We start from the raw sequence: 24,902 nt of genomic DNA on the forward strand, positions 1-24,902 counted from the left end.
GCTGATTTGGACGTGAAGTAATGATGAGAAGAATTGTGATGGTTTTGGGGGTAAATGCATTGTAAATCAATTATTTATTAATAATTAATCAATGTTTTATTATAGAGAAATAAAGTGTGTTAAATATATTATTATGTAATAATAGGCTGTTTATTAAGCTTTTAATTAATTATAATCAGCTAATAGGCAATTTTTATGTGTCTTTTAGTTAACTTTTTGAAATAGGCTAACGTACTAATGGCATGATAAAACCTTATTGCGCCATTCTATTTTTATTCAGCTTAGTATGTTGGGGCAATGTATATGCTCAAAAGCCCAATATCAGTTATGTTACACCGCAAATTGATACCGTAGGCAAAGCGAGCACGCCGGTATCGCCTAAAAATACGGGTGGCGCTATACCTATAGGTTTTTACACGCAGACCAGCACACTTGCAGGCGAAGGCGTTAGCGGTGATGTTAACGGGAATATAAAAGCAGCAACATTTGGCAGCCAGATGGGCATTGCTGAGGACGCATCGGGCGATATATATATAGCCGATGCAAATAATAACGTGATCAGGAAGATTACACCTAATGGGATTGTATCAAACTTTGCGGGAGGGGTAAAAGGTTATGAAGATGCGGCCGGGCCATCGGCAAAATTTAATCAGCCAACTGGTGTTACCTGCGATGCGCAGGGGAATATTTATGTGGCCGATTATGGCAATAACATGATCAGGAGGATTACACCCGGTGGGGTTGTAACAACATTAGCAGGAAGCGGCAAAGCAGCCGATGGCGATGGCACCGGCACCAGTGCCAATTTTAACCTGCCCTATGGCATCGTTTATGATGCCACAACCAATGCCATAATTGTTGCTGATACCTATAATAACGAGATAAGGAGCGTAACACTTACAGGTGTGGTAACAGCCATAGCAGGCGCAGCAGGTGTAGGTGGTTATACTGATGCAGCCGGAACCAGTGCCAGGTTTAACAAGCCCTATGGTGTTGCGGTTGATGCAGCCGGTAATATTTATGTTGCCGATACTTATAATAATAAAATAAGGAAGATAGATAATACGGGGAACGTTACTACATTAAGCGGTAATAGCCTGGCAGGTCCATCACCACAGGGTATAACGGTTGATAACTTTGGTAATGTTTATGTAACGAGTCAGACCCCTGTCATTACAAAAATTTCACCATCGGGGCAGGCCTCAGTAATTGCAGGTAATGCTGCCGACTCCACCAAAGTAGATGGAATAGGTACAGCAGCGCGTTTTGGAAAGCATGGAGGAATTACTTACGACCCGGTTAACGGTGGTATTTTAGTGGCTGATGGCGGCAATTATGTGATCAGGGATATATCACTGACAGGCTACGAATCAATCACCCCGGCATTGCCGCACGGCTTAAGAATGGATAGCACAGGAACTATAAGCGGGAAACCGGATAGCATTTCGCCGCTGACAAATTATAGGGTAGTTGCCTATAATAAAACAGATAGTTGTGTGGCTATTATAAGCATACAGGTAGTAGGTGGACAAAATCTTATAAGTTTTCCTGCTTTTCCATCAAAAACCTATGGCGATCCTGTTTTTTCGGCGGGGGTAACCAGTAATAATTCAAATGTTACTATTACCTATGTCAGCAGCAACCCTAAAATTGCAACCATACAAAATGATAGTGTGAAAATTGTTGGTGCGGGTACTGTCACCATAACAGCTTCGCAACCGGCAAATAATAATTATAGCGCCGCAGCACCGGTGAGCCGAATCTTAAAAATTAACAAAGCCGCCCTTACGGTGACTGCCAATGACCAATACTGGCTTGTGGGCGATGCAAACCCAATGCTTAGCCTAAGCTATAAAACTTTTGCTTATAAGGATAGTGCTAAAAACTTACTTGTTGCGCCTATAGCTACAACAACAGCCACCACCGGTTCAAAAGCTGGCACCTATCCAATTACGGTAAGCGGTGGGCTCGATTCAAATTATACATTTACCTATGTGCCGGGCACATTAACCATACAAGCAATCCCAACCATAATTGCTAACGGCCCTACGGCTTTTATAGAGGGCGGATCTGTTAGACTAACAGCTAGTCCAAATACCGGGTATGCCTACCAATGGCTTAAGAACGGTACACCTATAACCGGGGATACCACCAATAGTTTTGTAGCTACAACAAGTGGGGTATATACGGTTAGCCTTAGTTTAAATTCGCATTCGGCAACTGCTGTTGCTGATACAGTAGTTGCCGCCTTTAAGCTTTCGCCCGAAAATTTTAGGGTGCTGATAAAAGGGGCATCTTGCCTGGGTACTAATAATGGCTCCATATATGTTAACGTGTTGCAGCCACTTAAATATACGGCAACGCTAAACGGTAATGGTATATCAAAATCCTATTTTTTTAGTGATACACTTAGCATAAATAACATTGCCCCAGGTGCTTATGATATCTGCTTTACTGTTGATAGTGAGGCTTATCAGCAATGTTTCAACGTTAATATCACCCAGCCTCAGGACCTGTCGGTTTATAGTACGGTAAACGTAGCTCAAAAAACGGTGAGCCTGCAATTGGGAGGTTCGGAAAATGTATATAACATTACACTTAACAGTAAAAGTTATACTACTACCGATAGTGTGATAACTCTTCCGCTGGAAAATGGTGATAATAAATTATCAGTAACCACAGGTAAGCTTTGTCAGGGGGTAATAGATAAAGACATTGTGGTATCGGGTGATATAACAGCCTATCCCAATCCATTTCAGGATATATTGAATGTGAATATAGGCAATGCAGTGGTTAAAAATATAGACTATAATGTTTATTCATTAACCAACGGAAAGCTGGTTTACAGCGGCCAAAACAATAATCAATCGGGCATGCTCCGGTTAGATCTTTCGGGTATTGCTGATGGGATCTACTATTTAAAGCTCAACCTTGATTCAAAGAAATCATCATTTAAAATAATTAAGAAATGAGAAGCCGATTAATATTTCTATGCATTATTGCTATGGTCATTTCTATTGCTGGTTGTGTTAAAAGCCCAACTGTATTCCCTGCAACCGGGAAACCGCAATTGCTTACCCCGGTGCTAAACCAGGTATGCACTACAGGTACGGTGGTTTCCGATTCAGTTACTACAATCCCCTTTAGCTGGAAAGCGGTTGCTGACGCCGACAGCTACGAATTTGCTGTGGAGAATTTATTGAACGATAGCGTAATTACAAAAATTACTACTAAAACCGCTCTTTCTATTGACTTGTTACCAAATACACCTTACGCATGGTGGGTGATATCACGCTCGCTAAAAACACCAATAACCACCTCAAGCGATGTTTGGAAATTTTATAGCTCAGGTTCTGGAACATTAACCTATGCGCCGTTTCCTGCAGAAATTGATGCACCTTTATTTGGAGAGGTGGTAAACCAGTCGATGATAACACTTGTATGGAAGGGGATATCGGTTGATAATAATATAAAATCATACGATGTGTACTTTGGTACATCCAATACACCGCCTTTGCTTAAAAAGGGAGAAACCTATAATGAAATACCAGATGTAAGTGTAAAGGCTAATACCACTTATTACTGGCATGTAATTACTTATGATGCCTATGGCGATTATACCGATTCGGGGTTATACCAGTTTTCCGTGACATCATTTTAATGAGGTGTTATAGATAATATTCAGCATGCGTCATTGTGAGGAACGAAGCAATCCCGACTATACAGGGCGAATATGCAAGGTATTATACCTATTCTATGGTATCGCTTTTCGCTAAGAAGTCACTTTTTTCGCAAGTTGTTTGTTTTTTTAAGGTGCTCAAGAGGGCTCCGCCGTTTTGTCTTGATACAAAAAGTAACCAAAAAAATCAAGACAACAAGGATGCTTCCCCCGCTCCCTGCCGGTTCTTCACGCTTTTTTCGCTGTTCGGTACTTTGTACCTCACATCACACAAAAAGCTAAACCGGCATTCCCGCCTGCGCTGGCCCGCCCTTGTTGTCAGGGCCCACGCTTTTTTGCTGACTATTTATATTCTGATGTCATTGCGAGGAGGAACGACGAAGCAACCTCGTCGCGTTTAGATATACATGCGGCCAGGTTGCTACGCTATCGCTCGCAATGGCATGGTGGTTTGATTTGCAAAGCACGGCAGGGAAGGTTACTCTATTAAGTGATATTGATAAGCATTACCGCGTTGCATTTTTTCTTTAACGCGTTCAATACTCTCTTCAACATCCTCTTTTTGTTTTTTATGAGTTACTTCAATAAATGATTGCTGGTAAGCAGCCAGTGCTTTTGCCCAGTTCTTATTTTTCTCAAAAAACAAACCTGACAGGTTATAAATAGCAGCGGCATTTACCCCCGGAGTATTTAATGCTTGCTTCGCGATAATATTTACCTGTTTTTCCATGTTCAGAAAAACCAGCAGATCCAGGTAATGGAAATAATTATCGGGGAAAGCCGGTTCTAGTTCCATACAGGTTTTGAAATGATAACCTGCGGTTTGATATTCTTTTACTTCGTAATAATATATCTTCCCTAACTGAAAATGTGCCCTTGCATATAGCGGATCATTAGTTACAATTTCATTGAAAAGCTTTAATGCCTTTGGCGATTCGCCATAGCTTACCTCTTCAACGGCTTGTAAATATTTTTCCTCAATAGTATAATATGTGTCCATAAAAATTTAATGGTTAAGGTTTACGGTTAAGTAAAGCCTAAGTGTCAATAATAAAATGTGATAGAAATTTTCTCCTCTTATATGAGGATTGCAGAAGAGGCTTGACTATTTTGCTGCATAGCTCTTCTGCTGCGTACCCATGGGCCGCATATAGCTTTTTGTGCAGAAGTGATTGATACGTAGCATTGTTTTATTTTTTACAAAGATAGGGAGATTTTGCAGAATATGCAAAAAAGCAAATCCCCGGCTGTGCTTTTGTCTCTGTACAGTCGGGGATTGCTTCGTCGTTCCTCCTCGCAATGACGCGTGAAGAGGAACGCGGGATGTTGATCGGGGATGTTATTCTAAAAGAATAACGCCACCCTCAATCTGGCGGCGAAGGGTGTACCGGGTGTAAAGCTCATCTGGTCAACAGGGGCTGATTCTCCTCTTAACTGACTTATTTCTTCAGCCTCAAACTCATTCCATTTGGTGTTGAAGAGGTTTTCAATGGTTAAGCCCACTTCGTACCGTTTTTTTGTATAGTTGATCTTTAAATCTGTTACATAATAACCATCGGCTACTAAAGTATTGGTGTTATTGCCCGGGCGACTATGCATATAACGATAACTTAATCCTCCGTTTATGCCATTGGGTAATTTAAAATCAAGTCCGCCAGTGCTGGTAAATGTAGGTGCAAGTGCCAGGTAACCAGTGTTTTTGGCGCTGTCGGCAAGGCGGGGATGTGCAAGGTTCACGTTCAGGTCGGCAAACAGCCAGTCTGTTAACTGATAGCGAGCCGAAAAATCGAGCCCGTAACGTTTTGTTTTACCGCTTGCTACAATATCGCCGTCATCATCATATACAAACTCCTGCTGCAAGTACAGGTACCATGCAGCAACGTTTATGTATAAATGTGGCATAGGTTTCCAGTTTACACCCAGATCGGTACCATAAGCAGCAGGTACTGTCCCTGAATTATTATTTCCGATTGCCACAATAGCACTATTGGAGTGGAAGCCTTTTCCTGTTTTTAAATAAAATTGTACCTGATCGTTAGCGGTGTATTGAATATTTAGCTTCGGACTTACAACCGTTTTTGTTTGGGTGGAGTCCTGGTAATTGAAATTAAAATAATCCAGGCGTGCACCAGCATTGAAGAGCCATTTTCCCGATTGCAGCGTTTCATCCAAATAAACACTGCTGTTATTTTGTTTGATGTTGCCCTGTTCTATGTAATCGATCAATTGATAATCTTCTGTAACACTACTGCGTTCGGTTCCATAGGTGCGGTCAAAACGTGTGCCCAGGCCAATGGTTGAGGTTAGGATGCTGTTACCCAGATAACTGTGTTTGCTCAATTTACCGTTGTACCCAAACATATCCCTGCTTTGGTTTTGCTGTTGTTCGCCGCCCAGGCTGTCTTCGGCAAAAAACGAGCTGTTTACATGTAGTAAAAAGTTGTAATGCGTGTAATAGGCTTCGTTTTCCATGCTCAGGTTATTACCCAGGTCGGTATTTAGTTTTGCAATAAAATTAAAACGGCTGGTTTTTCCACCCTGCGCGCTGTCAATCGTTCCAAAACGGCCTATGGGATTAACATATTCAGGGATCTTGATTGGATTGCCGTTACCATCAATTGCGGTTGTATTGGCAGCAACGGCACGCTCGGGTATTTCGCCGGATGCTCTCCATGTTGTTGTAAAGGCTGATGCACTTAACGAAAGCTTGTTATTGGTATTGAGCTGTTTGGTGTATTTACTAAAGGCATTAAAGCGCTTATAGTGTTCGGCGAAGGTAAAAGGGCCATCGGTATAGTTGTATTCACCGGCTATGTACCAGTTTTCTCCTTTTCTTTTTGCTGCGGAATCCAGCAGGTTAAGCATGGCCATCCCACGAAAGGTGTTGAATCTGCCTGCTTCCAAACTTACCATGCTTTTATCCAAAGCATCCTTGGTGGTAAAATTCAGGTAACCTGCAGTAGCAAAGTCGCCTTTGTCCGTATAATAGGGCCCTTTTCCATAGTCAAAATCATCAACTGTTTCCGGTATCAGGAAATGCAGATCGGCGTAACCCTGCCCGTGGATGTGCGAAACCATATTTACCGGCATGCCATCAACTGAAACATTCAAATCAGTACCATGATCAGCATCAAAGCCACGCACAAAGATCTGCTCGGCCTTGCCGCCTCCCATATGCTGGGCTATAAATAAACCGGGCACCAGCCGCATCAGGTCTTGTGAGGAATTAACGGGGCGCAGATTTAAATCCAGGGCACTTAAAGTGTGGAATGATGCATTATTCAAATCAGGCGAGATCTGAACTTCTTCTAAATCGATAGTCCCACGGCTAAGTGGTATGGTGATACGTTTATTGGTACTTGTTACTTTGATGATTTTAGCATTATAACCGATGTAAGATATTTGCAGGGTTGCAGTATCTGTGGGTAATGATAATTGAAAATCACCTGAACGATCAGTAGCAGCAGTTTTGCCGGATATATTGGAGCGAATGCTGGCATATTCAACCGGTTGAAAGGTGTGTTCGTCAATTATCCGGCCTTTAAATATTTTTTGTGCAAATGTTGCCTGTACCGTCAGCAATAAAGCAACGGCCAGCAGCATCATTTTTTTGATGTGTAGCATATGTATTTATATAAGGCTGCATACCGCAATTATTTAATTTGCAGCACACAACATTAGTGAATGATAGAATGATGTTTGATTAGAGGCGTTAAACAGCAAATAAAGATTAGCTGGCAAAGCCACTAACAATTAAATAACCATTTATTGCGAAAGCAAAAAGAGGAATAATTAGCCGAGCTGCGGAGGCTGGAAAACAGGGATGTAAACTTGCGGCAGGGTAACCCGGTCGTTAGGTACGGGTATTACCTGCAATAATTGTGTGTGAAATTTTATCACAGCTGGTTTTGTGTAGAAAGCTTCCTGAAAAAGATTTTTTTGAGCCTCATTTTCGGTGCTCTTTTCTTTTTGTTCGGCCTGCTTAATCTTTTTCATAAAATAGCACCTGCCATTGCAATGTAACCAGGGTCGGTTACGGTTTTCACAAAGATTGGCTATGATATACTTTTTATTAAGCTCAAAACCCGCGTAAATAAAAAATCGCGAAAAATTGGCACCAACCATGGTGACAATTAAAAGCAAAGCAATAACGCGTTTTAGCATATGGCCGCAAAGGTATATGCTGAAGGCAAGAATTAAAAATAAAAAGGGAAAAACCTGTTGAAAGATCCTTCCCCTTTATCTACGAAACTATGAATATCGATTTATCTGCTTATTTATCAGTCACCTTTTTAGTTGTAACGTGATATACATCCTCACCAATTGTAATGTTCATCCCAATTGAATCTGCATAGCATTTGCCTTTATTGGGTATACTGCTACCGTTATAGGTAACATTAAATATGATGCTATCGCCCTTTATTTTACCATCGGTTATGGGTAAATCGCCGGTATTTGTTTCTACGTCCCCGGTTAATTTATCGCCATCTGCCTTAAGCTTATAAGTAAGGGGTACTTCGGTGCCGTCATTAAGCACTAAGAGGCCTTTCCAATTGCCATTAAGATTTACAGATGCTATGCAAACCGCAATACTGCCCATCAGCATCAGGGTAAAAAGTGTAGCTTTTTTCATGTTTTTTTATTTGTTAAACGTATAAATATGGAGCTTGTTACACTTTTATAGCTGCAAAAAATATCCTGCGCGTTTAAGTGTAGTATGTTTCTTATTATCAATAGTTTAATATTGCTGCTAATAGAATCAGGATAGATTTTATCGCCATGCTCAAGATACATTTTTTCAAGTATACCTGAAAATGAAAAATCGTTACCATCCACTTTGCCATCAAGTACGGGTAGATCGCTATGCAGGCCTTTGCTGTTTTGGTTAATTATCACCATCTACCTTAAAATTATATTACAAGGGATACAATAAAGTCCTGACCTGAAAAAATAATTTTAAAGTAAAGCCGCGTAAAAGATGTGAACATTATTGGCATACCATATAAGCATACGATTGTAGTTGTATGCCAAGCAAACCCCCGCTTTATGCCGGCGGGGTTTTGGTATATGCTTGTTAGTTATCACCTCTTTTTAATACTGTGTGCGCTTTATTATCACCCGCTTCAATATTCAGGCTGATGGAATCGGGGTAGATCTTGCCGCTATGTTCCAGGTACATTTTTTCAAGTGTAACCGAAAATGAAAAATCGTTGCCGTTCACTTTGCCGTCAAGTATAGGCAGATCGCCATGCGGGCCTTTGGCTGTTCCGGTTAGTTTATCACCATCAACCTTAAAATTATATTGCAGGGGATACTCGGTGCCATCATCGGTTTTTAGGGTACCGTACCATGAACCATTAAGGCTTACTGTGGCTGCAAGGCAAACAGCAATGCTGCATATGAACATTGCCGACAGAAAAAACATTTTTTTCATAGTGTTTTTTTTGTTGGCACTAAATTACAGGTTCAATAAAATCTAATAATTAAAGCCATGTTAAGTTTTCAATAAAATACAAGTAGTTAACATTGAGCTTATAGTGGCGATAAAAACTAAAAATTAATAAGCTGTTAAATTTGAAAATATTGCTACCATTGTAATACTAAATTATAAACTGTATAAAAAACATTAATTACATGAAGAAAACACTGCTGCTCCTATTGTTGACCGCCGGTTTTTTAACGGCATCCGCGCAAAATGTTCCTTTAGTAAATGGCTGGAAATTTAAAACAGGTGATTCAACCCAATGGGCCGCACCCGCTTATAATGACCAGGGCTGGCAACCTATCAGCATACTGCATAGTTGGGAATCGCAGGGGCATGAAAAGTATGATGGTTTCGGTTGGTACAGGCTGCATGTGATTATACCATCAGCATTAAAAGACAAAGCCTTTTTTAAGGATAGCATACGTTTTGAAATGGGGTATGGCGATGATGGTTATGATGTTTACTTAAATGGAAAACTTATTGGCCGTAATAACAATGGCGATATAAAAACCGGTTTGTATGGTCGATGCAAAATAGTAATTGGAGCAAATAACCCGGCTATTTTGTGGGATAAGGAAAATGTGATCTCTGTTCGCGTTTTTGATAGTGGCGGCGACGGTGGTATTTATGGCGAGAAAGATAGGTTTAAGATCAGCATGGTTGATGTTATGGACAATGCCTATTTTAATACTGACGGTGATTTTATTTATGGCGATAAAAACAGCCTGAGTAAAAGCATAAAAATTGCAACAGGCAGTAACTACAATTACAAGGGGAAATTGGATTTTAAGGTTACCGACCCTGAAACCAATGCCGTGATCTATCAGAAAACAAACGATGCTGATTTTTCGGCAGGGAGGCCGTTTACTTATACTTTTAACATTGCTGAACTGGCGCAGAAATCATACCTGATCACTTATACTTTTACCGATGAAAAATCGGGTGGAAAATTGGCGAGGACCGAGGGTACACCCTATATCCTGACCCCATATATGAGTGCTAAAGCTAAAATTAATGGTCCGGATGTGTATGGCGCACGCCCTGGCAACGCGTTTTTGTACAAAATACCGGCAACAGGTGTAAAGCCTTTGAGTTATAAGGCTGATAATTTGCCCGCGGGTTTAACTTTAGACCCGGCAACGGGTATTATAACCGGATCGGTAGCTCAAAAAGGTGATTACCCGGTGCTCATCAGCGTACATAACAGGCTGGGCACAACATCCAGGAAATTCACTATTAAAATTGGCGATGTTATTGGTTTAACACCTGCCCTGGGCTGGAACAGCTGGAACGCCTTTGGCCTTAGTGTAAACGATGCCAAGGTACGTGTAGCGGCCAAAACTATTGCTGATAAGCTAAGCGCGCACGGATGGGCTTATGTAAATATTGATGATGGATGGGAGGCCCCACAACGGGCAGCGACAGGCGAGATAGTGGCGAATGAAAAATTCCCGGATATGAAAGCGCTTTCGGATTATGTACATAGCCTGGGCCTAAAGTTTGGGATCTATTCATCGCCGGGGCCAAGAACCTGCGGTGGTTATCTGGGCAGCTATCAGCATGAAGAACAGGATGCCAAAACCTATGGCGATTGGGGAATTGATTATTTGAAATACGACTGGTGCTCATATGGCGAGATAGCGCCAAGCCAGCCAAGCCTTGACGATTATAAAAAACCTTACCAGGTAATGCGCGCGGCGCTGAATAAAGTGAACCGCGATATTATGTTCAGCTTTTGCCAGTATGGTATGGGCGATAGTTGGAACTGGGCCGGAGAAGTTGGCGGTAACAGTTGGCGCACAACCGGTGATATAAACGATAGCTGGGGCAGTATGAGCGGCATTGGTTTCCATCAGCAGGCAGAAGCGCCGCATGCACGCCCCGGTCATTTTAACGACCCGGATATGTTGGTTGTAGGCAAAGTAGGCTGGGGTGATGCGCAGCACGATACCAAACTTACTCCTGACGAACAATACACCCACATCAGCTTATGGAGCTTACTGGCATCGCCACTGCTTATAGGCTGCGATTTGGGGCATTTAGACAGGTTTACGCTTAACCTGCTTACTAATGATGAAGTTATAGCTATAAACCAGGATGACCTTGGCAAAGAGGCTGTACAGGTGCTTAAAAAGGATGGTTACCTGGTATATGTAAAAGAATTGCAGGATGGGGGGAAAGCGGTTGGGATATTTAATGTATCAGATAAATATCAAACCATTACTATAAATTGGAGCGAGCTTGGCATAACTGGTACCAAAGTACGCGATGTATGGCGACAAAAGTATTTGATAACCGATAATAAGGCTTTTAAAACCAGCGTGCCATCGCATGGGGTGGTGCTGGTGAGGGTATCAAAATAAGAGAACCGGGATTTTTCACCAGTTATTTGTTTTTGAAAGGCGTTCAAGAGGGCTACGCCGTTTAACGGATTTTATTGATTTACAGGATTTAATATTCAAATCCTGTAAATCTTTTTAATTATTTAAATCCTAGTTTATAATAATAAATAGGCGAATACACACCCTCACTGGTGGTGTAATAGCCTTTGCCATCGGGTGTGAAACCTATAGCTTCGCCTTGTTTTTCCATTTTATAGGGCAATAAACGTGGTGGGCGTTGCAGGGTTTGCCAAACAGGTTCATTATGCTGTCGTTTCCAGTAATATACCTTTACGTAGTCTTTTACCAGTATTTGCTGTCCGTCTTTTGATATATCACCTGCGGTTATCCATTTAAAGGGTTTTATACCCGGGAAGAACAGTTTACAACGTTTGGTTAATACCAGTGTATCATTCGGCTTATAGATGAGTGGCGATGTATATACACCAACGGTATCCTTCCGCTTGGAGATAATGTAGATCAGTTTTTCCATCGGATCTATCATTAACGTTTCAGCATCTTTTGGACCATCCGGGTATCTGAAGTGTATAGGGACTGCTTCGGCATTAACATTTTGTGTGCTATCGGCAATCCATGATGTTTTTTCTTCTACCCGGTAAACAGTAATATAGTTGCGTACCGCAAAGTTATCGCCTATATCGCCGTCATATACGTAGCTTTTGCCCTTAACAGGGCCGGGACCTACAGCTATATCCTCGCAGTCATGTACGCCTTGACCTTCCTTTGGATCGCCCTTAAAATAAATAGTGGTTTTTAATTTGCCATCAGGGTGTATAGCGAAAAAACGACTGGTGTCGCCGCTGTCATTATGTATATAGTAAATATCCTTGTTGATACCAGATGCAGCTATGCCTGATATTTCATCCAGTTGTTTATTAGGCAGGGTACCAACTATATCATACGCTTTCTCATCATATTTATGCCGGGCATAAGCACCTACAAATAATACGATAACTATAGGTATTATTATGTTTAGCTTTTTGGTCCTGCTCATTCAATTTTTTTTGTAAAGTTAACATTTAACGTTTCCTTTTATGAAAGTTGTATTAAATATTGGCTTTTATTAAAATATTGGATAAGAAAATGAATGGGTTGTTACAATATTGGATTGGTTTGAAGGTGTAGTAAATGTGATGAAAGTATTTGCGTAGCCCCCTGCCGGTTCAAGTGTCCCCGCCCGCCAGTTCAAGCGTCCACGCTTGAACTTACTTGTTTATGAGCGTCCACGCTCATAGGCCTGATATTTATTAACGAGCGAGGACGCTCGCATTTGTTAGTATTCAAGCGTGGACGCTTGAACGGGCGGGTAAGAGGGGCAAGCCTTTTAATTAATTTACCCGTGAACCAGCATAAGTTGTTTAGCGGAGTTGGCAATCTCTTCTATTGTGCGGTAATCGGCCAGGTTGACTTCAACTACATAATTGCAGTTGAGCGGGTGCCCTGGGGCTATGTATACCGGCATGTCGAAGCCTAAGGATTGGTAATATGGTGTTATAAAAGCCTGTACCGGTAAACTGTTAGCAGTATCAATTATAGTGGATGTAAGCTTTTTTAATGGTTTTAAAATTAGTTTTATATCGCATAGTTCCAATTCATCTGATAGGGGTACCCACCTGTTTACATTATCAATATTAATTAATAACGCATTTTCCTTTATACCGATGAGTGTGCCTATGGTTTCAATATCATCAATTAATAAGTTGCGTATGACTACTTGCTGCCCTATATATCTGCTAAAAATCAATAGCTTTTCTGCTGATTTTAAATCCATATTTGCTAATTTTATTAGCAAATATAATAAGTTAATATTGAAAAAAAGCAGGGTTTTTAGCTTTTTATTTAGAAAAGCGTAGTAGTGATACCTACACTTATTGCGGAGACCTGCGAATGGGAGTTATTAAATCCGCGCCCCGAAAATAGTTTATAAAACGATGGTTCGGTTATAAGAGCAAAATGTTTTACAATATAATATTCAAATCCAATACTGGTTTTTACCGAAAAACTATCATTTGTTACATTTTCGATAGCTACTCCGTCATTAGTTACTATAGCCTTGTTAAAGTTTCGCATACCCAAACCTGGTTGCATTATAGTATATATCCCAATCTTTTTAAATTGCCAACGGTAACCAGCACCTGCAAGGAAAAATGTTGCCGATAACTTACCTTTCACAACGTTTGTCGGTAAGTTAATCATCGGACTAACGTAGCTATTATTAAGTGCATCATAGTTAAACCTGAAAAAGAAGGCATTAATATAAACAGGCCTGAACTCAATAGCCGTATTTAAAATGCTGCCGTGTTTGAGTATGGTATGATCATTATCGAGCGGGATACCGACACCTATTAAGGCCGGGAAATAGAATTTGGAAGTTACGCTTTCGGCTTGTTCGGTTTGGGCATATAGCGCTGAACTGCATATAAAAAGGAATATTGTAATTATTAATTTCCTTTTCATATGTTAAAATGCTGTATGATAATTGTTCAATGAGGGGGATTATTCTTTTTTACGTTCCAGTTTTTGAAAAGGGACTTTTATGATATTAAGATAACGGGCATTTGTATCTTCATCCATATGGGTGTCGATCCCGAATACGGTTTCCTCCTTGTCGAGCTCGCAATAAGTGCCGAATAGCCTGTCCCATATGCTCAGTACGTCGCCATAATTACAATCGGTATAAGGCAATTGATAATGATGGTGTACATGGTGCAGGTTAGGGGTAATAAATATTAAACCAACAACTTTATTAACGCGGTGAGACAACCTGAACTCGGTATGGGCTATAACATTTGCAAAGGTTTGGAAAAGCTGCCTCAACAATAAAACACTAATAGCCGGGCCGCAAATAAATACCCATAACATTAAAAAGCAAGTGCGTATGCAGGTTTCACCGGGATGTTCGCGCACGGTGGTTGATACGTCAACTCTAAGATCGCTGTGATGCACCAGGTGGAATTTCCACAGCGTATCAAATTTATGCATGGTAACATGATAAATGTACTCGCACAAATCCATCATGCAAAACATAACTATATAATACACCCACCTGTTGTGACGAAAGGGAACAAAATTAATGAGCCCCCAATGATGTAATACTGCCCAATTAGAGATCATTACTATAAAAACAGTTAACAAAAGCTGTATGGGCAGTGCCGAGAAGATGAATAGTATATTAGTTGAAGTATGTTTCCACTTTTTTGTTAGTCCTTCAAAAGAAAAAATAAATTCAGCAAGCCAAAGCGAGGTTATTAAACCAGCATAGATCAGTACCTGGGCGGCGTCTTCATGCTGAAAAAAGAAATGTTTAAGAGCAACGATCATAGTTATGCTTAATAGGGGCGCTCAAATATAAGAGTTTTTAAATTATATTTTCATCTCAGCGTCAGGCTTTGATACATCGGTAAGGGCAACTTTGCCTCTTTCCTTTCTTAAAATCCTGTTAAACAATGATATCTCACGGTCAAATAAAAAGCGAAAAAATAATTTGGTCCATGAGGTATGGTAGTACAAGGTATCATAATAATCAGGTGCGGTTTTCTTTATCTCGGGCAACCTGTTCCATGGGATAGATGGAAAATCATGGTGTTCATTGTGAAAACCTACGTTAAAAGCTACAACGTTAAAGTTACCGTAATAGCTGTAAGTTTCCTGCTCAACGCTATGGGTAAGGTAGTGTTCCTGTATCCAGCGGGCGCCCAATGGGTGTAATCCAACTGAAAAAGAAAAGCTTAATAACAAGAACGCGATAGCGTGCCAGCCGAAGAATATCCATATAACGGTTGTAAATGCTGCCTGTACTAAAATATTTGCAACTATCCACCAGTCGAAAGTTTGGATCTCTCTTAATCTCGATAAGCGGAATACCTGGAACACCGGATAAAATAATAGCCATAAAGCCTTACCAAAAAATGAGTTATTAATCATTTTTGCTTCCCAGCGATTAGGAAGATCGGCATCCAACTCGTGCACACCCTGAAAAGAGTGGTGTTTGATATGATAACGCTCAAATGATATAGAGCTTGGGAAAATTTGCGGCATATTGGCCAGTATACCTGCCCAACGGTTAGCCGAACGGCCTTTGAAAAGCAGTTGGTGCGCGCACTCATGTATCATTACAAATAGTGCGTGATCGGCAAATGCGCCTAATAAATATGCTGCACCGAAGATTATCCACCAGGATTGATCCCTTACCAGCCATGCCAACCCCACCTGAAACCCCACCAACCCTATAATAGCAAATATGGTAAGCGGGTTTTTCCCGATCAGGTTACGCATTTGCGGAAACTGTTTTAAAATTTGCTTTGTACGTGTACGATGTGGCTCCGAAACCTGTGAATAAACGAAATCGGTTTTATTAATCATATTATATTTTAGTAATTCTTATAAATCAGGGATAAGGGGATATGCCTGGCTTAATAATATTTGTTATATCTAACGATACGCTTCAATAATAATTATAAAATCTGGTAAAATCATTCAAATGTAATATTTATTGTAATTTAAATACTAACACCTTGAAACTGTTGGGTAAAGCCTTGCGTGTACCTGTTTCAACATCAGCAACGCTTAAATATATTTTGTGTGTTTTGGTATCCAAAGCCATAGTACGTGCCCTGCTTTGTGTTTTTAGCGTTTGAATAACGGTATAATCATCGGCGCTTAATTGTTTAATGATGGTTGTTGTACCATCGCCGCATGAAGCAAATATCAATTTGGTTTGCGGATCAAAAGCAACGGCATCAACTCCTGCACCTATTGGCAGTGTGCTTATTACTTTACCACTGTTAACATCAACCACGGTTACGCCTTTATTTTGGCGACATACACTAAACACACGGCCGTTCGCAGCATCCAGTGCTATGCCTGTGGGGCCTCCGCATGGGTCTAAAGGATGGTTTTTAATAACTTTTAAAGCTTTAACATCAATAACATTCAGGCTGCTTTTATCTTCAAGGTTATTATATATCTTGCCCTTACCGTCAGATACGGCAAATTCAGGGCCGCCACCCAAGGCTACAGTGCCAACCTGTTTAAGGGTATTGGGGTCAACTACTGAGGAGTTATTGCTCTCGCCGTTAAAACTAAAAACGCGATCAGAATAGGAATCGTAAATTATAGCGTCGGGGCCATTAGCATCGGTAAGTGATATGGTTGCTATGGTGGCCAGTGTTTTCAGGTCAAAAGCTACTACTGCGTTAGCCCTGCCATCGCTGATGAAGCCGCGGTTTGCTTTGTTATCAATGGCTATGCCATGTATGCCTTTCAGGTTGCTGATAACACCGACCGGCTGCTCTGTATTCAGATCAATAACATTTACCGAAGTGCCGTGCGAGACATATAAACGATGGTTTACATTGTCAATTGAAAGATAATCCCAGCCTGCATCACCTGGTAGCGGGATGGTTTTATCTGCTACATAAGTTTGTGCCTGTACTGCAAATGGGGCAATGCCGATAGTAGCCAAGAGGCTAAGTGTTAAAAATATCTTCTTCATATTTATGGTGTAATAATGATAAATATCTGTTAAGATTCTGTTAAAATTCTGTGGTATTTGATTTCTTTTGTCTTTGTCATTTCTGGCGATAGCGAGAAATCTTCTTTGCAACACTTACCTGCGCTCATTCTCCAAGCGTCATTGCGAATGAAGCAATCCCTGACTGTACAGGGCATGATGCTTGTCTATTTAGTCGCATGGTATCGCTCATTGCCGCTAAGGCTAGTTCTTTTGTCTTGACACAAAAGAACCAAAAAGTCAAGTCAGTAGATTAGGCTTCTTTGCTGCACTTGGCCATTGCCCCGCAAATCAGGCAAAACCTGGGCTGCTATATTTTTACCCTGCTGTCGCTACGTACCTGGCCTTTACGCTTCTGTAAAAATCTGCTATGCCCTGCCACCGCACAAGGCCACCATTGTTTTGCCTGATTTCGCCCGAAGCTGTTCTACTGACGGAAGAAGAGAAAAAAACTTCACCTAATTTCTTCAAAAGAGATACTTTAATTGACCCATGATAAAAAGCGTGCAAAGGCCCGACAAAAAGCGCGGGCCTGGGTGTTTTGCCTGTGGGCGGAAGGATCTTTTTGTCTTGATCTTTTGGTTACTTTTGGATCAAGCCAAAAGTAACTAAGGCTCCGCGCCCATGAGCGGCTTCAAGCGATATTCACATCTTGCATATTCACTCTGCACAGCATAAGAATTATTAATGTTGTGCTTGTTTTTCAATGGTATTCATAAGCTCCCTCCAGTCGGTTGTCTTCTTTACAGCAATGACGCTATTTATTTAAAAGGCTACGATTACTTTTTATGCTGATTCAGATCAAATATTTCATAATGCGGGTTAACATCGCCTTTCCGGTATAATATGCGCAGCATGCTTGGTAACACTATTAATAATAGTGGGAGTGCCACTAAAAAGCCACCAATAACAGCTATAGCCAATGGTTGGTGAAGCTGCGCACCGGCACCAATCCCTAACGCTAATGGCATTAATGCAATTATAGCGCCTAGGGCAGTCATTAATTTAGGCCTTAAACGGGTAGAAATTGAGAATATAATGGCATCATTAACATTGCTTTCCAGTGCGCTTAATTTAAACTGCATAAAGGTAAATATGGCATTTTCGCCAATAATACCTACTATCATGATGAGGCCGGTATAGCTGCCTACGTTTAGTGGTGTATTAGTAATAAGTAAGGCTAAAAGGCTACCCGCTGTACCCAAAACTGCTATAAATAAAATTAGAAAAGCAATCCTGAATTGTTTAAAAAGGAACAATATAACACCAAATACCAGCAAACATGCAGCTACCAGTATATATAGCAACTCTTTAAACGATTGTTGTTGCTGCGCATATTCGCCGCCATACTCTACGTGATAACCCTGGGGCAAGTTTACTTTTTGGGCGATATTCTTTTTAATCGCAGTCATTACTGTACCCAGATCTGTATTTTCCATACGGGCACTTATTATGCCCATTGATTGCAGGTTTTCGCGGTTTACTTCTGCATCGCCGGGATTAAGGCTAACGTTGGCTACCTGGTTTATGGGTATCATCTGGCCCTTGGTTAAAAATATGTTCATGTTTTTAACCTGGTCGATACTCAAAGTACGGTTACCCGGATAAACCATGCGGATGGGGGATAACTGTTCTTTTTCAATGATGTTGCCTACTATATTGCCTTCCAGCGCGGTTTGTGTTTGTGATTGTAGCTCAACCGGGGTAATATTATACTGTGCCAGCTTATCATAAATAGGGTTGATAGAAACGGATGGCCCTGCTATAACAATACCATCGAAAACATCGGCAGTACCTTTTACACTGCTAACAGCATCAGCTATTTGCTTTGACAGTTGCTGCAGTTTTTGCTGATCATCACCAAAAACCTTTATTTCTATAGGCTGTGCTGATGACATCAGATCGCCGAGCATATCAGTTATCACTTGCCCAAAGTCTATAACTAACTCAGGCTGGGTTGATGCTATTTTTGCCCGCAGATCGCTTATTACTTCCTCTGTTGTTTGTTTATGCTCTCTTTTTAGCTGGATAAGATAATCGCCGGTATTGGGTTCAGTTATAAAAAAGCCCATCTGGGTGCCGGTACGGCGCGAATAAGCTTCAACATCCGGCTCCTTAATAATTATCTTTTCAACCTCGCGTAAAATACGGTCGGTTTCCTCTAAGGATGTTCCGGGAGGGGAGGTATAGTCCATTACTATACTGCCTTCATCCATATCAGGTAAAAAACCGGTTTTTAGCATTGGCAGTACTAATACAACCGCGGCAATAAGCGCTACAATAATGATAATACTAAGCCATGGGCGCAGTATAAACCATGATACCCATTTCTGTTTTTTAACATGTTCTGCTTTTTGCTTCTTTTCCTGGAGTTTACCATTGAAGTTTGGCTTGCGGGTTAGCAACAGGTAAATTACCGGTAATCCTATCCATGTAACAAAAAATGAGCATACCAGGGTAATTATCATGGTATTGGTAAGCACAGTGAAATAAGCACCGGCAACACCTGTCATCAGCAGAAAAGGAATAAAAATTACTATTGTGCTTATTGATGAGCCTATCATTGCCGGGAACAGGTAATCAATAGCTTTTTTCAGCAGGTTGCGGGTAAGTTCATCGGGGTATTCCTCATGCATACGGTGTATTTGCTCCACCACTACAATAGCATCATCAATAATTAAACCTATTGACGCGGCTAAAGCACCGAGGGTCATGATATTAAATGTATAACCAATGCAATACAGTACAATAAGTGTAAGGCATAAGGTAACAGGTATAGTTATTAATATGGTTGCACTTGCTTTTACCGACCGCAGGAAGATGATAGCCACCACTATGGCTAATAGCAGGCCTACCCATAAGCTGTCGCTCACGCTTTTTACGGCATCATTAACAAAATCGGCCTGTACATAGTATGGTTTTATGGTAACATCGGCAGGGAGTATTTTTTGCAGATCCTTTACCTTTTGGTCCATATCGGCTGATACAGATACCAGGTTGGCATCGGGTTGTTTTATAACAGCTATTAACACGCCATCGTGTCCGTTGGCATTTATTTTGGTGTATTCAATGCCTTCGCTTATCTGTACGTCAGCAACATCTTTTAGCTGGATAACCCGTTTACGGTCATTACTGATGATCATATTTGCCAATTCATCCTTTGTGGCAAGCGTGGCATCCGTTATAGTAAGGTACATCCGCTTATAATCAGATAAATAGCCACCTGATTTTACAAAATTGGTTTGGTTTAACGCATTACTGATCACATCGGGCGTTATGCCTAGCGAGCTCATTTTTTGTGGCTTAAGTATAAGCCAGTACTCTTTTGACTTACCACCTATAACCCTTATTTCTGATACACCATCAACCTGCGATAAAAAGGGCTTAACGGTGTAAGTTGCCAGTTGCTTTAGCTCTATAGGGCTGCGACTATGGCTCTCCAGAGTGTAGCCGCTCACTGGCAAAATAGATGGGTTCATCTTTTCAACCGTGATATTTACATCAGCCGGAAGGTCGTTTTTTACCTGGTCAATAGCAGCCTGGATTTTGGTCTGGCTCATATCAATATCGGCATTCCAATCCATAAATGCTGATATCTCACAGCTACCGCGACTAGTTGTGCTACGAACTGTTATTAATGAGGGTACTTTTTTTATGGCATTTTCCAATGGTTTGGTTACCGTGACCATCATTTTATTTACCGGCTGCAGGCCCTCATCGGCTATTATCTTGATTTTTGGGAATGTAATATCCGGGAATAAGGATGTTTGCAGTTTGGAGTAAGCAAACATGCCCGTCACAATAATAAAGAACAGTACGAGTGCTATCGGCTTTTTATGTGATATGAAATAATCTTTGATAGGGGTCATTACTGTACAATTTTAACTTTAGCAGTATCAGCCAAACCATAATTTCCGGTTGCTACAATTTTATCCTGCGGCGAGAATTTTGGTGAAAGTATTTCAACCCTGTCGCCTACCTCAATACCTTTTTTAACAGGCACCTTGATGGCGGTTGTTGGGTTGATGAGCTTCATCACCCAAAATTCTGTTTGTGTTTCATTTGTTAAAATAGCCGATTTTGGTAACGATGCCGTGTTTTGCTTGGATGAACGGATCAGCCTGGCCTTGGCCACTAAATTTTCGGGGATCTGTTTATCGCTGTTTATTTTGATAACCACGCCCTGGGTTTGGGCGGCGGTATCAACAGTTGGCATAAATGATGCTATCCTGCCATCAATCTTTTCGCCATCGGGCAGGGTAAGCTGCACATCCTGGTTTAGTTTTACGGTATTTTCCATCTCATAAGGTAACTGCATAATAAATGCGAAACTGCCGCGGTCGCTGATTACGGCCAGTTGTTCGCCATCCTGTACATAATCACCAACCTGGTGGTTCAGTTGGGTAATGTAGCCATGCTCGGGTGCCGTAATGCGGTTAACACCTGAGAATTTGAAGGTAGTATCTAAAATATTTACGCTGTTACCAATGCTTTGCGCTTCCTTGGTTTTAACGGTGAATACCGTTTCACCTTTGTTTACAAAATGACCAATCTGCGTATTAACCTTTTGGATATAGCCGTTGGTATTTGATTTGATGTAATTTTTTTGCTGAAACGACGATTGCGCGTTAAGCGTAGTATACTCAACCATGCTGCTATCGTTAACGCTGGTAACAGTAACGGCTACTTGTGCATTAACAGCTTTATCATCATCGCCGCTATCGCCCTTACTACCGCTGCCGCACGATGTTAGCAATACCGCAATGCAGGCCAGTAAAAGCAGGGGCGAAGTAACAGTATATTTAATTATCGATTTATTCATGGTTATTTTGTCCAATAATTTAACTGGTTAATAAGTTGTAACCGGCTGATAACGGTTTGGGTCATTAAATTTTTTATACTGAGGTAATTATTGATGGCCAGTATAAGGTCGGCAATTTTCAGGTCGCCGGTTTGCAATAGCTGGGTATCAACCTTTATCAGGCTTTCGGTATATTTTGTTTGATCTTTTATCTGCGCTATCAGCGTTTCATTCTCGCTGATCTGCTGGTTATACTGCGCTATTTGTTGATGATATTGCACATCAAAAAAGGCTTTGTAATTTTCGCGGGTTTCTTCCTGCAGGGACAGCTTTTTGTATTGCATTTTACGTTGCCCGCCATCATATATCGGCAGCACAAAGCCAAAACCTGCGCTTACGCCAAAGTTTTTGTAAGCCTGACCCATAAAATCGCTGTTATAGCCACCATCAGCAAAAACATTGATCTTGGGTTTATAGCTGTAATCAATCAGTTGTTTGCTGTTGATGATCTTTAAGCTGTCCAGTTTATATTGCTGAAAATAAATGCTGGTGCTGGCATCGGGCGGGGTGAGTTTTTTCAGAAGAGGTTCATCCAGCTCCCTTATCGTGGTATCAGCCACCCCTGCCAGATAGTTTAGCGTAGCGTAATCGTTTTTGTAAACCAGGCGTGCCTGTGTAAGTGCCAGCTCCTGCTGTTTTAAAGTTACCAGGAAAGTGAGGTAATCGCCTTGGTGGTATACGTTTGAGCGGGTGAGCTTTTTGAGTATGCCCTCTTCATTTGTAAGCAGATCAACTACCTGCTGACTGAATTTATATTGCTGCAGATCACCATAAGCAGTGATATATTGAGTGGTGACTGCTTTCTTTAGATCCTGCTCCGATATTTTGGAGGCATTGGTTAGTGACAGTGATTGCAGCGTAATAGCTAGCAACTGCGCGTTGATATTGTTTTTGCTGGCCAGTGATTGGTTAACGCCAAGCAGGCCATTTAATGTGTGGTTATTGGTAATAGCTTCGGAATAACCATAGCCATTTACAAGAGGGGCATATAAACCGCCGCTGTTAAGGTTTACCTGTGGTTTATAACCCGCTTTTAAACGCAGACTGTCGATCTCATTTGATGCGATCTGGTTATGTAAATCCTTTAACAGTGGGCTGTTACTTTTGGCAAGTTCAAGATAATGATCCAGCGAATAGGACTGCGCCTGGGCAAAGTTATATGTAAATGCGCATATGATTATGCTGAGAAACCATTTCATTAAGTATAAATATAAGGCTTTATATTCAGCTAAATTATAACATAATTCTGTATTAATTTTGAACGGTAAGATATGTTTTAGGATAAAGGAATTATTTAAAAAATAAAGTTGTCATTTCGAACGATAGAGCGAAATCTTTTGCACATTGCATGAAGCTTTGCCTTTCGCGGAAGATTTATCGCCATATGTTCCCGAAATGAAAAGAGAAATTTAATGTATTTAACAAACAAATTGTCATCCTGAACGGAGTGAAGGATCTTCTTTGACCTGCATATTCTCCTTGCTGTTGCAGAAGATTTCTCTCTACCGTTCGAAATGACATAGAAAAATTAAACTTATTACTATGTGGTGGATATACGCGTTACTATCGGCATCATTTGCCGCACTTACAGCAATTTTTGCAAAGATTGGCATTAAAGGGGTTGATACCGATTTGGCTACTGCCATACGTACAGTAATTATACTGGTACTGGCCTGGGCGCTGGTCTTTGTTAAAGGGACAAACAATACCATTGGCAGCCTTACCCGGGTAAACTGGATCTTCCTGATCTTATCAGGCGCGGCAACAGGCTTATCATGGATATTCTATTTTAAAGCATTACAAATAGGAGAAGTGGCTTGGGTTGCACCTGTAGATAAATTGAGCGTGCCTATAGCTATTGTACTGGCAGCCATTTTTTTAGGTGAGCCGTTGACGGTGAAAACGGTATCGGCAGCTTTATTGATTATGGCGGGTAGTTTTATTTTGATATTTTGGAAATAAGTTATTAAGCATAGGCCTTGCGCGATTCTTTTGATTTAGCGCAAGTCTTGTGAGATAGACTTGTGTAATGGCTGACTTGTGCGACTCATTAAGAAAGCACAAGTCAACCTCCCCCAATCCTTCGCACAAGACTTGCGCTAAAGGGTGTACCTATAGCTATTGTGCTGGCAGCCATATTTTTAGGCGAACCGCTAACAGTAAGAACCGTTTTGGCAGCATTGTTAATAACCGCTGGGAGCTTTGTTTTGATATTTGGGAAATAGGTTGTTAAAGCGCAGGCCATGTGTGATTCCCCTCTTGAGAGGGGTGGAGGGGTGTGTCCTTTCTGCGCATAACACACCCCTGCAGCCGCACTGCCTACCGCGCCCCCTCTCAAGAGGGGAACTAAGAAAAAATAAACTTTGTTAAATTCATGTTAACCAATAATAAACATTTTACGTAACTTTAATTAATAGCTCTTGATTTGTTAACGTAAATTTGCGCTATATGCCTAAAAACAATATCCCCGCATACGCAATTGTTGAATTATTGATGAGATTATCACATTATAATGAGTTAATAGGCGACTATAAAGGCCACACTGTCCGAACGGAGAACGTGTTGGTTAAGACCACCGGCGGTGGTATAACATTCCCTATAACATTGATAATGCAACAATTTGAAAACCCCGAAACGATTGATAATGACGCATTAGTAAGCGTAGCGTCATTATTTAGAACTTCACGCGCAAAGCAAAAAACCATTTCCTGATACAATTGTTTTATACTCATTAAAGCAATGGATGATGAAAGCGCAGGACAAACACTTTAAACTCATAAACAGCGCGACTGGTTATGTGATTTACTACCACACCCTGAACGGGGAGCTTGAAAAAGATAAAATAAAAGAAGAGCTTGAAAAGGTAAAGGCGCAGGTGGCTATAAAAAACAACATCTATATTGAGACAATTTTTTGGCAGGAAATAAAGGATGATGCACCTGCAGATGCCCTTGCCAACTAAT

22 protein-coding genes are annotated in these 24,902 nt (G+C 41.0%); 6 read left to right on the plus strand and 16 right to left on the minus strand.

The features are described from left to right. Positions 1–242 precede the first annotated feature (242 nt). Together BLU33_RS05305 and BLU33_RS05310 are read left to right on the plus strand one after the other, a co-directional pair. Entirely contained in the window at positions 243–2,972 is a 2,730-nt protein-coding gene (locus tag BLU33_RS05305) for an MBG domain-containing protein (protein ID WP_091370040.1), read from the plus strand. After that, the gene (locus BLU33_RS05310; RefSeq protein WP_157682056.1) at positions 2,969–3,661 is read left to right on the plus strand and encodes a hypothetical protein; all 693 of its coding nucleotides are present in this window, start codon (positions 2,969–2,971) and stop codon (positions 3,659–3,661) included. Before BLU33_RS05305 ends, BLU33_RS05310 begins: the two co-directional genes overlap by 4 nt. 496 nt (positions 3,662–4,157) lie before the next feature. Here BLU33_RS05310 and BLU33_RS05315 read toward each other — a convergent pair whose 3' ends face one another. The 6 genes from BLU33_RS05315 to BLU33_RS05340 form a co-directional block, all read right to left on the minus strand. Then, a complete protein-coding gene (locus BLU33_RS05315; protein WP_091370044.1) occupies positions 4,158–4,679 on the minus strand; it encodes a hypothetical protein in 522 nt (173 codons plus the stop codon). 344 nt (positions 4,680–5,023) lie between these two features. Then, positions 5,024–7,303, minus strand: coding sequence for a TonB-dependent receptor (locus tag BLU33_RS05320; RefSeq protein ID WP_197684564.1), 2,280 nt, complete (start codon positions 7,301–7,303; stop codon positions 5,024–5,026). 168 nt (positions 7,304–7,471) lie between these two features. Next, positions 7,472–7,675: a hypothetical protein gene (locus BLU33_RS25480; protein ID WP_232009402.1), complete on the minus strand. Its 204-nt coding sequence runs from the start codon at positions 7,673–7,675 to the stop codon at positions 7,472–7,474. 277 nt (positions 7,676–7,952) lie between these two features. Beyond that, entirely contained in the window at positions 7,953–8,312 is a 360-nt protein-coding gene (locus BLU33_RS05330; protein ID WP_091370046.1) for a hypothetical protein, read from the minus strand. After that, positions 8,309–8,578 carry a hypothetical protein gene (locus BLU33_RS05335; RefSeq protein ID WP_091370048.1) on the minus strand — a complete coding sequence of 90 codons (270 nt, stop codon included), beginning with the start codon at positions 8,576–8,578 and terminating at the stop codon, positions 8,309–8,311. The genes BLU33_RS05330 and BLU33_RS05335 overlap by 4 nt, the downstream gene beginning before the upstream one ends. 175 nt (positions 8,579–8,753) lie before the next feature. Further along, entirely contained in the window at positions 8,754–9,113 is a 360-nt protein-coding gene (locus BLU33_RS05340; protein ID WP_091370088.1) for a hypothetical protein, read from the minus strand. A 200-nt stretch (positions 9,114–9,313) separates the two neighbouring features. Between BLU33_RS05340 and BLU33_RS05345 the strand changes: the two genes are divergently transcribed. Further along, complete coding sequence (locus BLU33_RS05345) at positions 9,314–11,527, plus strand: putative Ig domain-containing protein (RefSeq protein WP_091370089.1); 2,214 nt, start codon at positions 9,314–9,316, stop codon at positions 11,525–11,527. Positions 11,528–11,645: 118 nt separating this feature from the next. Here the strand turns inward: BLU33_RS05345 and BLU33_RS05350 are convergent, their stop codons facing one another. From BLU33_RS05350 to BLU33_RS05390, 10 genes are all read right to left on the minus strand, one after another. Then, positions 11,646–12,560 carry a hypothetical protein gene (locus tag BLU33_RS05350; RefSeq protein ID WP_091370091.1) on the minus strand — a complete coding sequence of 305 codons (915 nt, stop codon included), beginning with the start codon at positions 12,558–12,560 and terminating at the stop codon, positions 11,646–11,648. Positions 12,561–12,899: 339 nt separating this feature from the next. Then, positions 12,900–13,337 carry a hypothetical protein gene (locus BLU33_RS05355; protein ID WP_091370092.1) on the minus strand — a complete coding sequence of 146 codons (438 nt, stop codon included), beginning with the start codon at positions 13,335–13,337 and terminating at the stop codon, positions 12,900–12,902. Between the two features lie 68 nt (positions 13,338–13,405). Then, positions 13,406–14,023: a hypothetical protein gene (locus BLU33_RS05360; protein ID WP_091370094.1), complete on the minus strand. Its 618-nt coding sequence runs from the start codon at positions 14,021–14,023 to the stop codon at positions 13,406–13,408. Positions 14,024–14,062: 39 nt separating this feature from the next. Continuing rightward, complete coding sequence (locus BLU33_RS05365) at positions 14,063–14,887, minus strand: sterol desaturase family protein (RefSeq protein WP_091370096.1); 825 nt, start codon at positions 14,885–14,887, stop codon at positions 14,063–14,065. A 42-nt stretch (positions 14,888–14,929) separates the two neighbouring features. Then, entirely contained in the window at positions 14,930–15,928 is a 999-nt protein-coding gene (locus tag BLU33_RS05370; RefSeq protein ID WP_091370098.1) for a fatty acid desaturase, read from the minus strand. Positions 15,929–16,055: 127 nt separating this feature from the next. Then, positions 16,056–17,060: a YncE family protein gene (locus BLU33_RS05375; protein ID WP_091370099.1), complete on the minus strand. Its 1,005-nt coding sequence runs from the start codon at positions 17,058–17,060 to the stop codon at positions 16,056–16,058. A 336-nt stretch (positions 17,061–17,396) separates the two neighbouring features. After that, complete coding sequence (locus BLU33_RS25025; RefSeq protein ID WP_157682057.1) at positions 17,397–17,549, minus strand: hypothetical protein; 153 nt, start codon at positions 17,547–17,549, stop codon at positions 17,397–17,399. A gap of 308 nt (positions 17,550–17,857) precedes the next feature. Continuing rightward, positions 17,858–20,947, minus strand: a complete 3,090-nt coding sequence (locus BLU33_RS05380; protein ID WP_232009403.1) for an efflux RND transporter permease subunit — start codon at positions 20,945–20,947, stop codon at positions 17,858–17,860. Further along, positions 20,947–21,900: an efflux RND transporter periplasmic adaptor subunit gene (locus tag BLU33_RS05385; RefSeq protein ID WP_091370101.1), complete on the minus strand. Its 954-nt coding sequence runs from the start codon at positions 21,898–21,900 to the stop codon at positions 20,947–20,949. The genes BLU33_RS05380 and BLU33_RS05385 overlap by 1 nt, the downstream gene beginning before the upstream one ends. Before the next feature lie 2 nt (positions 21,901–21,902). Then, complete coding sequence (locus BLU33_RS05390) at positions 21,903–23,138, minus strand: TolC family protein (RefSeq protein ID WP_091370103.1); 1,236 nt, start codon at positions 23,136–23,138, stop codon at positions 21,903–21,905. A 343-nt stretch (positions 23,139–23,481) separates the two neighbouring features. Here BLU33_RS05390 and BLU33_RS05395 point away from each other — a divergent pair, with 343 nt between their 5' ends. The 3 genes from BLU33_RS05395 (at position 23,482) to BLU33_RS05410 (ending at position 24,901) form a co-directional block, all read left to right on the plus strand. Next, complete coding sequence (locus BLU33_RS05395; protein ID WP_091370105.1) at positions 23,482–23,901, plus strand: EamA family transporter; 420 nt, start codon at positions 23,482–23,484, stop codon at positions 23,899–23,901. Positions 23,902–24,387: 486 nt separating this feature from the next. Further along, complete coding sequence (locus BLU33_RS05405; protein WP_091370109.1) at positions 24,388–24,651, plus strand: hypothetical protein; 264 nt, start codon at positions 24,388–24,390, stop codon at positions 24,649–24,651. A 31-nt stretch (positions 24,652–24,682) separates the two neighbouring features. Further along, positions 24,683–24,901 carry a hypothetical protein gene (locus tag BLU33_RS05410; protein WP_157682058.1) on the plus strand — a complete coding sequence of 73 codons (219 nt, stop codon included), beginning with the start codon at positions 24,683–24,685 and terminating at the stop codon, positions 24,899–24,901. The last annotated feature ends 1 nt before the right edge of the window (position 24,902 follow it).

Source organism: Mucilaginibacter mallensis, assembly GCF_900105165.1.
GTDB classification, from domain to species: Bacteria; Bacteroidota; Bacteroidia; order Sphingobacteriales; family Sphingobacteriaceae; genus Mucilaginibacter; species Mucilaginibacter mallensis.